This window comes from Nocardia suismassiliense (assembly GCF_900269665.1).
GTDB classification, from domain to species: Bacteria; Actinomycetota; Actinomycetes; order Mycobacteriales; family Mycobacteriaceae; genus Nocardia; species Nocardia suismassiliense.
The window spans coordinates 673,235-686,319 of sequence record NZ_LT985361.1; the positions used below are offsets into that span (position 1 = coordinate 673,235).

The following is a 13,085-nucleotide window of genomic DNA, read 5'->3' on the forward strand; positions in this document are numbered from 1 at the left end:
AGTGGTTGGACCCGGATCTTTTTCGTTCGCTGTTCGTAAGCGCCTGGAAGCGCGGCACGGCCGATCGGGCGTGATCAGCACGCCGCACGGCGATATCGCCACCCCCGCGTTCATCCCCGTCGGCACCAAGGCGACGGTGAAGGCGGTGCTGCCGGAGACGATGAAAGAGATCGGCGCGCAGGCTCTGCTCGCCAACGCGTACCACCTCTATCTACAGCCGGGGTCCGACATCGTGGACGAGGCGGGCGGGCTCGGCAAGTTCATGAACTGGCCCGGACCCACCTTCACCGACAGCGGCGGCTTCCAGGTGATGTCGCTGGGCGTCGGTTTCAAGAAGGTGCTCGCGATGGAAGCGGTGGACATCCGCAGCGACGATGTGATCGCGAAGGGCAAGGAGCGGCTGGCCACCGTCGACGACGACGGCGTCACCTTCCGCTCGCACCTCGACGGCTCGAAGCATCGGTTCACCCCCGAGGTGTCGATGGGTATCCAGCATCAGCTCGGCGCCGACATCATGTTCGCCTTCGACGAGCTCACCACCCTGCTCAATACCCGCGGTTATCAAGAGAAGTCGTTGCAGCGCACGCACGAGTGGGCGCAGCGCTGCCTCGACGAGCACGAGCGACTGACCGCGGCCCGCACCCATCGCCCGTATCAGGCGCTGTTCGGCGTGATCCAGGGTGCGCAGTACGAAGACCTGCGGCGCAAGGCTTGTCGCGGCCTGGAATCATTGCGCGGCAGCGCGGGAACGGGTTTCGACGGTTACGGCATCGGCGGCGCGCTGGAGAAGCACAACCTCGGCACCATCGTCGGCTGGTGCTGCGACGAACTGCCCGAGGACAAGCCGAGGCACATGCTCGGCATCAGCGAGCCCGAGGACATCTTCACCGCGGTGGAGAACGGCGCGGACACCTTCGACTGCGTGAACCCGTCGCGGGTCGCGCGCAATGCCGCCATCTATGTCGCCGAGGGCCGATTCAACATCAACACCAGTCGGTTCCGGCGCGACTTCACGCCCATCGACGAGACGTGCGACTGCTATACCTGCGCCAATTACACCCGCGCCTACCTGCACCATCTCTTCAAGGCCAAGGAGATCCTGGCCGCCACCCTGTGCACCATTCACAACGAGCGCTACACGATTCGGCTGGTCGACCGGATCCGCGAGAGCATCGAGGGCGGCTACTTCGACGAGCACAAGGCCGAGACGCTCGGTCGCTGGAAGGGCCGCATTCCGACGCCGTAGACCGGCGGCCCCGGACTCCACGGTGTGCAGTCCGGTGGCCACCAACGTCTTTCAGCTCTGTAGCGCGGGTTCTTTGCGGGGTGCGTAGGTCGGCTCGTTCTTCTTGAGCCAGGCGATCACCCGATAGGTGATCGGCAGCACCAGGATCTCCGCGAGCGTCTTCCACAGGAAGCCGACGATCACGTAGTTCACGAACTGGCTCCACGAGTCGATGCCGATGGCGGTGGCCGCGATCGAACAGAAGATCAGCGTGTCACCGAACTCGCCGACCACGGTGGAGCCGATCAGTCGCGCCCACAGGTGCTTTTCCTTGGTGCGTTCCTTGATCAGTACCAGCGTCGCGGAGTTCAGCATCTCGCCGACGAAGTAGCCGGCCAGGCCCGCGGCAACGAGCTGCGGTGTACTGCCGATGACGGAGCGGAACGCGTCCTGATTCTCGTAGAACCCCGCGGCCGGCAACTCGATCGCGATCTTGAAGCACACCACCGTCAGCAGCAGGACGGCGAAGCCGTAGTAGATGGCCCGGCGGGCGGACTTGAAGCCGTAGATCTCGCTCAGCACATCGCCGAGGATGTAGGCGAGGGGAAAGAGGAAGAAGGCGCCGTCGGTGCTGATCGGCAGCAACTCCACCGGTCCGATCTGGACCGACTGATCGGTGAAGAACTGCACGCCCTTGGTCGCGCAGATATTGGAGATGATCAGCGTCGCCGTGAACAACGCCACGATCGGTGTGTAGTACCCCCGCGCCACCTGGGCAAATGCCGCATGTGCCTGCACGGGGTGCCCAGGTTCCGGGGCTTCGGGTTTATTCGGCTCACTCACCCGCATCATCCAACCAGGTTGTGGAATACCCTGTAGCAATGACGAATCCCGGCGATTCCGACGAATGGTGGAAGCAGTACGGCGGCCAAGGCGTATCGCCGGAATCCGGTGCGCAAAGCTCTGTTCCGCAACACCCGAACGCTGACCAGCCCTCGGGGTACCCGTCGACGCCGCAATACCCGCAACAGCCCGCCCAGCCCATGACGCCCCCGCCGCAACAGCAGTACCCGGGCTACCAGCAGCAACCGTACGGCCAACCGCAGCAGCCCTACGGTCAGCAGCCGAACTACGGTTACCAGCCCGCCTACCAGCCCTACGGCATGCCGCCGCAGCAGGGCACCAACGGCATGGCGATCGGCGCGCTGATCTCCTCGCTGGCCGGATTCGTCACCTGTGGCCTCGGCTCGATCATCGGCATCATCCTCGGCGTCATCGCCTTGAACCAGGTCAAGCAGTCCGGCCAGGAAGGCCGCGGCATGGCGCTCGCGGGCGTCTGGATCGGCGTCGGCTCCATCGTGCTCGGCATCCTGTGGTTCGTCGTCGCGTTCGTAGCCGGATTCAGCGGCATGTAGCCGCCGCCCGCCGAAAACGTCAGGGGCGCACCCGGAAAACGGGTGCGCCCCTGCGCGTATGTGTCAGCCGTTCGACGTCAGGACTTGACGACCTGGGTGCCGCCAGCGAACTTGTCGTGCCAACCCTGCTTGTTCGGGTCCTGCGAGATGGTGACCATGATGTAGATCGCCAGACCCAGCGAGACCAGGCCGCCGACGCACGGAATGATGTTCGCCGCGACGAACAGGTTGCGCTTCAGCGAGGTGACCGGGTCGATCTTGGCCGCGCCGCCGGGGGCGAGCACCTTCAGACCGAGCACCTTCTTGCCGAGGGTGGTCCCCTGCGAGGTCTCCATGCCGACGAAGTAGCCGAGCTGCACCAGGGTCCAGACCAGGCCGAGGCCGATGGTCAGGCCCATGCTGTTCTTGACCAGCATGTAGAGGATGAAATAAGGAATCATCAGGATGAGCGCGTCGATGACGCGAGCACCGATGCGGGTGCCGAGGTCACCCGGCTGCCCACCGTAGTTGTTGAAACCGCCCGGCTGCTGCGGGTACTGACCGTAGGCGTCCTGCGGCTGACCGTACTGCGGCGCCTGGCCGTACTGGGGCTGCTGCCCGTACTGCGGCGGCTGCTGACCGTACTGGGGCTGCTGGCCGTACTGCTGGCCGCCCTGGGGGAACTGTTGGCCGCCTTGCGGATACTGCTGACCGCCTTGCGGAGGTTGCTGGCCGCCTTGCGGGTACGGCTGCCCATACGGCTGCCCGCCCTGCGGATATTGGTTGGGGTCGTACCCACCGCTTGTCATAGTTGTTTGTCCTCGTCGAGTGATCAGTAGTTGGACGAATGCGTACGTTACGGACATCGACTGCGTTGCAACAACCCATTCCCGTCGAGTATCCACGGTTCGCGTGGCAGATGTGCCGGGTCGAAACTGTCGAGGAGCTCCGCCGACGAGGTTGCCGCGTAGCCCAGTGATCCGGCCAGCGCGGCCACTACCTGGTCGGGCGTGTTGCCGAGCGCGAGTTGATCGGACAACGTGACCGCGCCGTCGCGCTTGGCCAGGCGTTGCCCTTCGGTGTTGAGCACCAGCGGAACGTGGGCGTAGTGCGGCACCGGCAGGTCGAGCAGAGTCGCGAGATAGGCCTGCCGTGGCGTGGACGGCAGCAGATCGTCGCCGCGCACTACCTGGTCGATGCCCTGCGCCGCGTCGTCGACCACCACCGCGAGGTTGTAGGCGGGGATGCCGTCGCCGCGCCGCAGCACCACGTCGTCCACCGGGGCGCGATAGCGTCCGTGCAGGTCGTCGACGATCTCGAATTCGGTTGCCGCCGCACGTAAGCGCAGCGCGGCCGGGCGGCCTGCGTCGCGAAACCTGGTGCGCGCCTGCTCGGTCAGGGCGCGGCAGGTACCGGGGTAGGCGCCCAGCGGACCGTGCGGTGCCGTCGCCGCCTGCTGGATTTCTCTTCGCGTGCAGAAGCATTCGTAGGTGAGCCCGGCGGCGGTGAGCCGGTCGATGGCGGCCTGGTAATAGGGCAGCCGCTCGGACTGCCGGACCACGGGACCATCCCAGTCGAGTCCGATCGCGGCCAGATCGTCGAGCTGCCGCTGCTCGGCGCCCGGCCGGACGCGATCGAGATCCTCGATCCGGATCAGGAAGCGCCGGCCGGTCGAGCGGGCGAACGCCCACGCGAGCAGGGCCGTGCGCAGATTCCCGACGTGCAGGTCCCCGGAGGGGCTCGGCGCGTACCGGCCCGCACCCGGCTCAGGCACGGGCCCGGCTGGTACGGGATGACGTGGACACGATGCCCATCGTAGATATCAGCCGCGCAGGCGCGGCGTCAGCTCCGTCGGCGAGATCGGTGTGCCCGCGTCCAGGGCGTCGAGCAGTGCTTGCGCGTGCGCGATCAGACCCGTGCGATCGATGCCGTAGGGCACGTCCGCGTCGCCCGCCGGGTGAAACTCGGTGAGCCGGGTGATCGCGCGGGTGAGCAGCGTGCGCGCGCCCTTCGCATTACCACGCTGGATGTGTGTGACACCGACAGCGAGCTGGGCCAGCGCCTGCCACAGCATCCGTTCGGCGAACGGGCCGTTCTTCCACGCCGCCTCTAATACCTCGTGCGCGTTGAATGCCAAACCATCGTCCAGCAGTTGCTGAGCGAAGGTCAGGGTTTGCTGCGGCGGCAGGTCCAGATCGTCGGGAATTCGGGCAACTCCGACACTGCCGGGTGGAAGCGGACGGCCCAATCGATCACGCGGACGTGAGTTGAGGGCGCGACCTGCGTCGTCGCGATCGCGGTCAACCATGACTTCCATCATGCACTGCCCAGGCGATGGCGTCGATGTGCCAGTGTCCGAAGAAAGAAACAATGACGGATCACGGAGTAATTGAATAGCCCCTATAGTTTGCCGATGCTCGATCAGGGGAATGGTAAGTTGACGCTGGCAATGTTCCCGCAACATTTCATCTTCGCAAGGTTGGCAGTTTCGATATCCTAATAAGCAAGAGGCGGGCAAACTTTCGATCGACCTGCTAGTGTTTATCGCGCGGGGGCAACCTCGTTGGGTGTATTCACCCCGACGTACCGTGCGATAACGACGCACCGTGTAGTTGCGCGCTTTCACTCAGGCGCACAGGGGATTCGGCGTTCCTGGCCGGGTGCCGGTGCTAGTTAGGACGATGTCAGAAGAAATCTCGTTCTCGACGCAGCAAAGGAGCTAGTGCCGTGGAGGTTGATTTGACGGATGCTGTGTGGCGCAAGAGCACATACAGCGGCCCTGATGGGAACTGCGTAGAAGTCGCCTTTCTGGTCGACGGAAAAATCGCGGTCCGTGACACCAAGGACAACGGATTCGGCCCGGTGCTTGCGTTCGGCCCGGGTCAGTGGGATGCATTCCTAACTGGAGTGGCGCAGGGGGAGTTCGGTCGCGCCTGATAACAGCAGGTCGTCTGAACAGGCACTATGGGCCCCGGGTCGGCACGGACTCGGGGTCTTCGCAATATTCGGGCACCGATTCACGGGTGTCCGAATACTTGCGTGTAGGGATAATGCGCGCCGTTCAGTTATCGGTGTTCGGCTATCCGGTCGCGCCGTCGCCGTCCGAACCGTTCCCGTTTCGGCTACCGCGTTCCTGATATTTCCGTAGCACCGCGAGCTGCCGCCGCTCCTCTTCGTGGTCGGCCTCGTGATTGCGCTCGGACTCCTGCCACGGATCGGGCCGGAAGAAGCTGCCGGTGCCCGGCTTGCCCGCCGCACCGAGCTTGCTCATCTTCTTCGGCACCGGCGCGCCCTGGTACGGCAGCGGGATGGGGTGGCCGTGCTCGTCCACGGGGCCGAGCGGCTGGTGGATCTCGATGTACTCGCCGTGTGGTAGCCGCCGGACCACCCCGGTCTCCACGCCGTGTTCCAGCACCTCCCGATCGGAGCGCTGCAGGCCTAGGCAGATCCGGTAGGCCGCGAAGTAGGCCAGCGGCGGCACGAGCAGGATGCCGATCCGGCCGATCCAGGTCGTCGCGTTCAGCGAGATGTCGAACTTGTAGGCCACGATGTCGTTCACGCAGGACAGCGTGAGCACCACATAGAACGCGATCGACATCGCGCCGATCGCGGTGCGCACCGGGACATCTCGCGGTCGTTGCAGCAAGTTGTGGTTGACGGTGTCGCCGGTGAGCCGTTTCTCGATCCACGGATAGGCGATCAGCACCATGAACACCAAGCCCATGATGAGCGCGCCCCACACCGGGGCGGGCACCGTGTAGCGACCCAGATACAGCTCCCATGGCGGGATGAGGCGCATCATGCCGTCGGTCCACATCATGTAGAAGTCCGGCTGCGAACCCGCGGAGATCTGTGAGGGGTTGTACGGGCCCATGTTCCAGATCGGGTTGATCTGCAACAAGCCGCCCATGAGCGCGACGATGCCGAGGGTGAACGCGAAGAACGCGCCCTGGTCCAGCGAGAACACCGGCACGATGCGCGCGCCGACCACGTTCTTCTCGGTCCGGCCCGGGCCGGGGAACTGGGTGTGCTTCTGATACCAGACCAGCGCGATGTGCGCCGCGATCAGCGCGAGCATGATGCCGGGGAACAGCAGCACGTGCGCGATGAACAGGCGCGGAATGATGATGGTGCCCGGATAGTCGCCACCGAACATCAGCCAGTGCAGCCAGGTGCCGATGATCGGCATGCCGAGGGTGATGGAGGAGAAAGCCGCCCGCAGGCCGGTGCCCGAGAGCAGATCGTCGGGCAGCGAGTAGCCGAAGTAGCCCTCGAACATGGCCAGGATCAGCAGCAGCGAGCCGATCACCCAGTTCGCCTCGCGCGGCTTTCGGAACGCGCCGGTGAAGAACACCCGGAACAGGTGCACGATGATCGACGCCGCGAAAAGCAGTGCGGCCCAGTGGTGTACCTGCCGCACGAAGAGTCCGCCACGCACCTCGAACGAGATGTTCAGCGACGTCTCGTAGGCCCGTGACATGGTGACGCCGCGCAATGGCTGGTAGGAGCCGTTGTAGACGACCTCGGCCATCGACGGGTCGAAGTACAAGGTCAGATACACACCGGAGAGCAGCAGAATGATGAAGCTGTACAGCGCGATCTCGCCGAGCAGAAACGACCAGTGCGTCGGGAAGACCTTGTTGATCGAGCGTTTGAGGAAATTGGCGGCCTGATATCGCTCGTCGGCGGAGTTCGCCTGCGCGCTGACCTTGCGACCGAGTTGAGTTGCCATGGTCGACACCCCGCCCCTGGGAGAGTGGTATGCGTTCTACTACAGACGGTAGCAGGTAGTCCGGCCGTAATCGATAGATTTTCGCTGATCTACTTGCAGATCAAGATCATTCGCGGTTGTCGGTGGGCGGGAGATGGGTCGTGATCGGCCGCCGCTACGTGCCGTTCAGCGCCGGGCGCGGGGGCTGCTGCCAGGTTCGATACTGTCGGAGGGTGAGCTCGATGGCGGCGCAGGACGCGACGATGTATTGGCTGTCGAGCCGCACCCGCAACGATTTGTTCCTGCTGTACTGCTTCGCGGACAGGGGGCGGCCGTCCGCTGAACTGCGCGCCGCCGTTGCCGAGCGCAGCGCGCGCATCCCCGATCTGCGGGTCCGGGCGCGTGCCGTGCCGGGGGATCTCGACTATCCGTCGTGGGTGCCGTGTGCGTTCGCCGACGATCAGTTCGTCGAACATGCGCTGGCGGAACCGGATTGGGCGCACCTGCAGGTGGCGGTCGGTGCGGTGGTCGGGACCGGTGTGGACGCGGCGGTGCGGCCGTGGCGGTTGCATGTGTTTCGCGGCATCGCCGATGCGCCTGGGAGTCGGTCGGGGCCGGCGCTCGTAGTGGTGTTGCAGATGTCGCACGCGCTTGCCGATGGTCGGCGTGCTGCTCGGATTGCGCGGGCGTTGTTTACGGAGGAAGACGACGCCGCTTCGAAAACTGCTGGGGGAGCCACTCCAGCGAGTCGGCTGTCCGGCGCCGACGTGGCAGCGGCGGTCGACGTGAAGTCGGGGTCCGAGCCGTGGGATGGGGCGGCGCGCTCCGCCCCTGTTACCGCAGCGGTGGTGTGGGCACGGTCGGTCGAGAAACGGATTGCCGAGCAACCCCCGATGGCCGTGACGCTCGCCTTGTCACAGCTGCCGATTCGCCTGGCCAGTACGGTGATTCGCGGCTACCGGGCGTTTCGGGCGCAGCGGGAACTCGCCGAGCTCACCACGGCGGGGGAGCTGCCACCCCCTGGACCCGACTTCCCATCCAGCCTGATCAACCGGCCCGGACCAACCACGGACTCGGACCACCAGGTGCGCATGATCGTGTGTGCGGCAACAGAATTGCGCGTTCCGGGACGGACCGTGACGGTTGTCGTGCTGACCGCAGTGTCGCTCGCGCTGGCCCGCTACCTGGAAGGGCGGGGCGCGCCGGTCGAGCGGCTCGGTGCGCAGGTGCCGATGGCGCTGGATGCCGATGAATCGCACGCGCGCAACAACTATCGCAGCCTCAGCGTCGACCTGTTCATCGATGAACCCGAGCTCCATCGCCGCGCCGACAAGATCGCTGCCACGCTGGCCGACCGTCGCCGACGAGCACAGCACCCGCTGCTGACAGCTCAGGACCGGGTCACCGCTGTCGTTCCCGCGCCGCTGCTCCGTCGCGACATCGCCCGCTATCCGCTGGATACGGTGCCCGACTCGATCGCCGGTCACACCGTGGTCTCCAGCGTCCACCGTGGTCCGGCGGACCTCACCTTCGGCGGCGGTCCGGTCCGTTTCACCGGTGGGTTTCCGGCCGTCGGTGCGGTCATGCGGCTGACCCACGGCGTGCACGGACTCGGCGAGACCGTCACGATCTCGCTGCATGCCGATGCCGAGATTCTGCCGGATATCGACGCTTACGCCGAGCTGTTGCGCGCCGCGTTGGCCGAAACAGTGCACAGCTTGAAGTGATTGCACTACAGCACAATCGGCCTGTGGATAACTCGAGCGGCCAGCAGTTCTAGTTGTCCGGCTTGTGCCACACCAGTGCGTACCGCCAGTAAACGAGCCGCCGAACTCGTGCGCCGGGCAGCAGCGCGGCCGCCTGCTGTCGCACCTGACGAGTGGTCAGCGGTGGATCCAGCACCACTGGCATGTCGCCGTGGTTCGTTCCTTTCGCATACCAGTTGCCGCTACCTAGTGTGCGGAGCACAGCGAAGCCGAGTGCGAACACCCGCTGACCGACCGCCGCCAAGAGTTCGACGGGGAGTTCCCGAGCGAGATCGGCGCGTGGCAGCGCGATGACCGCGAGTACCCCGCCGGGGCGCAGCGCCGCGGCCAACACCGGCAACGCCTCGTCGAGCGGCATATGGTGCAGGGTGCTGATCGATACGATCGCGTCGTAGGCGTTCGCGGGCAGCGGGTGCTCGAGGACGTCACCCAAGAGGCAGGTCACGTTGTCGGGCGTCGCCTGCTTCGCGGCGTCGATCATCACCGGCGACCGATCGAGCGCATCGACCTGGTCGGCATGCCGCGCCAGTTCGACCGCGAACGCGCCGGCCCCACAGCCGACATCCAGTACCCGCGCGCACGGCTTCGGCAGCTGCCGCACGAGAAACCGGTGGTAGAAGCTGTTGTGATCCCAATCGAGTCCGGCCATCAATGCCACTCTGCCACAGGATTTCCGAGCATCAGTCGAGCGCCAGCTTCGCCGTGACACTGTCGCCGTCGACAGTCGAAGTCGCCGACCCGAGCAGCTTGCGCGCCGCCGAATTGCCGACGGTGGTGGTGGCCACGACTTGGTGTGCGCCGATCGCCGCGGCGACCGCCCGTAGCTGGTCGGCAACGGCACGGCCCACACCGTGCCCGCGATCCGAGCGGCCGATCCACACGCCCGCTTCTAGTCCGTCCTCGCCGGGCTGCAACCGGGCGGCGCCCACAATCCGGTCACCCACCGCGATCAAGTACGTGTACTCCACGGGGTTTTCCGGCCGTAGCGCCCGCCCGCGATGAAAGTCGAGAAATGCCTGCCGGCGGGTCGCATTCCAGCCCGGCTTGCCGGCCACCGGCGGCATCACTTCCAGCGGATCCGCATCGGCCACCGCTGCGTCCAGCAGCAACATGAGGTTGGCTTCCGTCAGCGGGTCGAGCCGGACCGGTTCCGTATTCCTGTGCACAGCATCGAGCCTGGTCGACCGGCCAGGCGCTGGTCAACGGAGTTCCGCTGTCGTAGCAGGAAGTCACCGTGCCGGACGGCATGACTGCCCGCTTCCAGTGCGTCCGAGTCAGCGCATTCTGGCCACCCTCCATGGCAAACGCGCAGGTTACGATGGCCGAACGACCGGCACGGTCGAACCGGGGTGGTCACCATGTCCGCGTAGGTGCCTCGGGATCGGCAGCGCATCGATCGAGCGGAATGTGGTCGGTGACTCGACGTCTGAGAGGACGGGATGCTGCGCGCTGGTGAGGTTTTCGCCGGATATGTGATCGAGCGCCAGCTGGGTCGCGGCGGGATGGGGTCGGTGTATTTGGCGCGACACCCGCGCTTGCCTCGGCGGATCGCGTTGAAGCTGCTCAGCACGGAGCTGCATACCAACGACGAGATGCGAGCCCGGTTCGAGCGGGAGGCAGAACTGGTCGCGCGATTGGACCACCCGAACATCGTCGCGGTGTACGACCGCGGGGTCGACGACGGTATCCGGTGGATCTCGATGCAGTACGTCGACGGCATCGACGCCGGAGCCCTCGACCCGCGCTCGGTGGATCCGCAACGCGCAGTGGACATCATCGCCGAGACGGCCAAAGCTCTCGACTACGCGCACGCCGTCGGCGTGCTGCATCGCGACGTGAAACCGGCCAACATCCTGCTGGCCCACCCGACCGCAGGCCAGGACGAGCGAGTCCTGTTGACCGACTTCGGCATCGCCCGCCTGCGCGACGACGCACACCAGCTCACCCGAACCGGAATGTTCGCCGCCACCCTGGCCTACGCCTCGCCGGAACAGCTGTCCGCAACGCCGGTAGACCACCGCTCCGACCAGTACGCCCTGGCCTGCACCCTCTTCTGGCTGCTGTCCGGCACCGCACCCTTCACCGCCGACAACCCGGCCGCAATAATCGCCGGCCACCTCCACCAACCCCCGCCCCCGATACACACCCGCAACCCCAACTTGCCGCCCGCCATGGATGCGGTACTGACAAAGGCCCTGGCCAAGCATCCTGCGGACCGATTCGACTCCTGTTCGGAACTGGCCACCGCAGCGCGCCGAGCGTTGACCGGCGCAATCGGGGGAGCAACCGGCGCGAAATTCGATCAGGAGCGCAGAGCGCCGAGCGATCACCCATCGACTGGTCACGCACCACCTACCGTGCCGCGGCCGTGGATTCCGCCGGGCGGGCAAACGAAGTCAAGCGACGACCCGCATGAACTGGCGTCGAGCGAGCATGCGCGGCAGGTCGAGCCGAGCGACTTCGGCCCAGGTGCGGCACCTGGCGAACAGACGCGTCGAGTCGAGCCGAGCGACTTCGGCACAGGCGAGCCCACCCGGCGAGAACAGTCGAGTGGTCTCGCGGCAGGCGAGCGCACGAGGCAGGAGGAGCGAACCGAGTCCGGCCGGAGATCGGCGTTCAGCGAGCGCATCTCACCGGCGGCGGACCGGCATGAGCTGCCCGCAGGAGCGAGCGAGGGAGCGTCGGGCACTGAGGTCGAACGGCGTCCTGGTCGGACCGCGCGCAATGCCGGGTTCGCGGGGGCGGCGGTGGTTGTCGTGGCAGCGGTTGCGGCGGGGATCCTTTGGGCGAATGCGGGATCTTCTAATACTCCGGCGGCGTCAGGGCCTGGCGCGTCGCGGACGATCGATTGGGCGGGAGCCGTTGGTCCGGGGACCGCGGATGCGCCACGAGGCGTCGAGCCGCTGACGCAGATCGATGCGCTGGGCAAAGAGGTCGGTAAACCTGGTGCCGCCAGTACTCCGGCCGGCGACGGGAAGGCCAGGTGCGCGCCCGTAACCATCGCCACGACAGCCGTTTTCACGGGCCCGAACGCGGGCGCGGGTCGCAGTGCTGACGGTGGGGTGAAGCTGGCCATCGATCAGTTCACGAAGGCGAACCCGGGATGCCCTGTCGCACTGCGCGAATTCGATATCGCGGGCGGCGCGCAGGCGGCTGCTGGGGTGGCCGCGCAAATCGTGAACGACCCGTCGATCGTCGCGTTGATCGGTCCGGTGTTCTCCACCGAAACCCAAGCCGCCGGGCAGATTTTCGATAAAGCGGGCCTGCCGTTCCTGACCCCGTCGGCCACCGATCCCGCGCTATCCACCAATGGGTGGCGCACATTCTTCCGTGGTTTGGCCGCCGACGATGCCCAAGGTACCGCTCTGGCGAAATACCTGGTCAACACGGCTCGCTTCCGCAAGATCTGCGTCATCCAGGACAAGACCGGTTACGGCAGCAGCCTGGCGGGCAGCGCCGTCTCCAGCCTCGGTTCCGCGGCCTCGCCGAACTGCGCCGCGCACATCGCGCAGGGCGACCGCGACTTCGCCACGCTGACAGCCGATATCGTCGCCGCTGAGCCGGACGCGATCTTCTATTCCGGCTTCCCCGAAGCGGCGGCCGCGCTCCTCCAGCAGCTGAGACGAGCAGGTGTGACCGCCCCCTTCGTCTCCGCGGAGAGCACGGTCACCCCGGATTTCGTCGCCCAGGCAGGTGATTCGGCCGCGGGCGCGATCCTGTCCTGCTCGTGCGGCCCTGTCGTCGCCCAGTTCGCCAGTGACTACGAGACTCTCAACGGCCACGCCCCGGGCCCGAGCTCAGCCGAGGCCTACGACCTCACGACGATTGTCCTGAAGGGCATCGCCGCCGGCCGCACCAACCGCGCCGACCTGGTCGACTACCTGCGCAGTTACGACGGCCCCGGCCTCGCCCGTACCTACCGCTGGTCCACCACCGGCGAACTCGCCGCTCCCCAAACCTGGCTCTACAAGGTCAATTGACCCAGCTGG

General features: G+C 66.1%; 12 protein-coding genes. 5 read left to right on the forward strand and 7 right to left on the reverse strand.

Features of this window, described 5'->3' with window-relative positions:
- The first annotated feature begins 1 nt into the window (after position 1).
- Complete coding sequence (tgt, locus tag DBO33_RS03020; protein ID WP_107659922.1) at positions 2–1,246, forward strand: tRNA guanosine(34) transglycosylase Tgt; 1,245 nt, start codon at positions 2–4, stop codon at positions 1,244–1,246.
- Between the two features lie 51 nt (positions 1,247–1,297).
- Here tgt and DBO33_RS03025 read toward each other — a convergent pair whose 3' ends face one another.
- Entirely contained in the window at positions 1,298–2,077 is a 780-nt protein-coding gene (locus tag DBO33_RS03025; RefSeq protein WP_407670459.1) for a queuosine precursor transporter, read from the reverse strand.
- Between the two features lie 29 nt (positions 2,078–2,106).
- On the opposite strand from DBO33_RS03025, the gene DBO33_RS03030 reads away from it, so the two are divergent.
- Positions 2,107–2,640, forward strand: a complete 534-nt coding sequence (locus DBO33_RS03030) for a DUF4190 domain-containing protein (RefSeq protein WP_107653678.1) — start codon at positions 2,107–2,109, stop codon at positions 2,638–2,640.
- A gap of 77 nt (positions 2,641–2,717) precedes the next feature.
- Here the strand turns inward: DBO33_RS03030 and DBO33_RS03035 are convergent, their stop codons facing one another.
- Genes DBO33_RS03035 through DBO33_RS03045 form a run of 3 tightly spaced genes read right to left on the reverse strand, consistent with a single transcriptional unit; the run spans position 2,718 to position 4,927 of the window.
- Positions 2,718–3,428, reverse strand: a complete 711-nt coding sequence (locus tag DBO33_RS03035; RefSeq protein WP_107653679.1) for an RDD family protein — start codon at positions 3,426–3,428, stop codon at positions 2,718–2,720.
- A 47-nt stretch (positions 3,429–3,475) separates the two neighbouring features.
- On the reverse strand, positions 3,476–4,393 hold the full coding sequence (gluQRS, locus tag DBO33_RS03040; RefSeq protein WP_107653680.1) for a tRNA glutamyl-Q(34) synthetase GluQRS: 918 nt from the start codon (positions 4,391–4,393) through the stop codon (positions 3,476–3,478).
- 48 nt (positions 4,394–4,441) lie between these two features.
- The gene (locus DBO33_RS03045; protein WP_107659924.1) at positions 4,442–4,927 is read right to left on the reverse strand and encodes a DUF309 domain-containing protein; all 486 of its coding nucleotides are present in this window, start codon (positions 4,925–4,927) and stop codon (positions 4,442–4,444) included.
- A gap of 419 nt (positions 4,928–5,346) precedes the next feature.
- On the opposite strand from DBO33_RS03045, the gene DBO33_RS03050 reads away from it, so the two are divergent.
- Positions 5,347–5,556 (forward strand): DUF397 domain-containing protein, encoded by a 210-nt coding sequence (locus DBO33_RS03050; protein ID WP_107653681.1) that lies wholly within the window; start codon positions 5,347–5,349, stop codon positions 5,554–5,556.
- Positions 5,557–5,698: 142 nt separating this feature from the next.
- Here DBO33_RS03050 and qcrB read toward each other — a convergent pair whose 3' ends face one another.
- Positions 5,699–7,351 (reverse strand): cytochrome bc1 complex cytochrome b subunit, encoded by a 1,653-nt coding sequence (gene qcrB, locus DBO33_RS03055; protein ID WP_107653682.1) that lies wholly within the window; start codon positions 7,349–7,351, stop codon positions 5,699–5,701.
- A gap of 221 nt (positions 7,352–7,572) precedes the next feature.
- Between qcrB and DBO33_RS03060 the strand changes: the two genes are divergently transcribed.
- The gene (locus tag DBO33_RS03060) at positions 7,573–9,057 is read left to right on the forward strand and encodes a wax ester/triacylglycerol synthase domain-containing protein (RefSeq protein WP_107653683.1); all 1,485 of its coding nucleotides are present in this window, start codon (positions 7,573–7,575) and stop codon (positions 9,055–9,057) included.
- 49 nt (positions 9,058–9,106) lie between these two features.
- On the opposite strand, the gene DBO33_RS03065 is transcribed toward DBO33_RS03060, so the two are convergent.
- On the reverse strand, positions 9,107–9,745 hold the full coding sequence (locus DBO33_RS03065; protein ID WP_107653684.1) for a class I SAM-dependent methyltransferase: 639 nt from the start codon (positions 9,743–9,745) through the stop codon (positions 9,107–9,109).
- Positions 9,746–9,776: 31 nt separating this feature from the next.
- On the reverse strand, positions 9,777–10,262 hold the full coding sequence (locus DBO33_RS03070) for a GNAT family N-acetyltransferase (RefSeq protein ID WP_234390669.1): 486 nt from the start codon (positions 10,260–10,262) through the stop codon (positions 9,777–9,779).
- Positions 10,263–10,535: 273 nt separating this feature from the next.
- On the opposite strand from DBO33_RS03070, the gene DBO33_RS43810 reads away from it, so the two are divergent.
- Positions 10,536–13,076: a bifunctional serine/threonine-protein kinase/ABC transporter substrate-binding protein gene (locus DBO33_RS43810; RefSeq protein ID WP_234390670.1), complete on the forward strand. Its 2,541-nt coding sequence runs from the start codon at positions 10,536–10,538 to the stop codon at positions 13,074–13,076.
- Positions 13,077–13,085 lie beyond the last annotated feature (9 nt).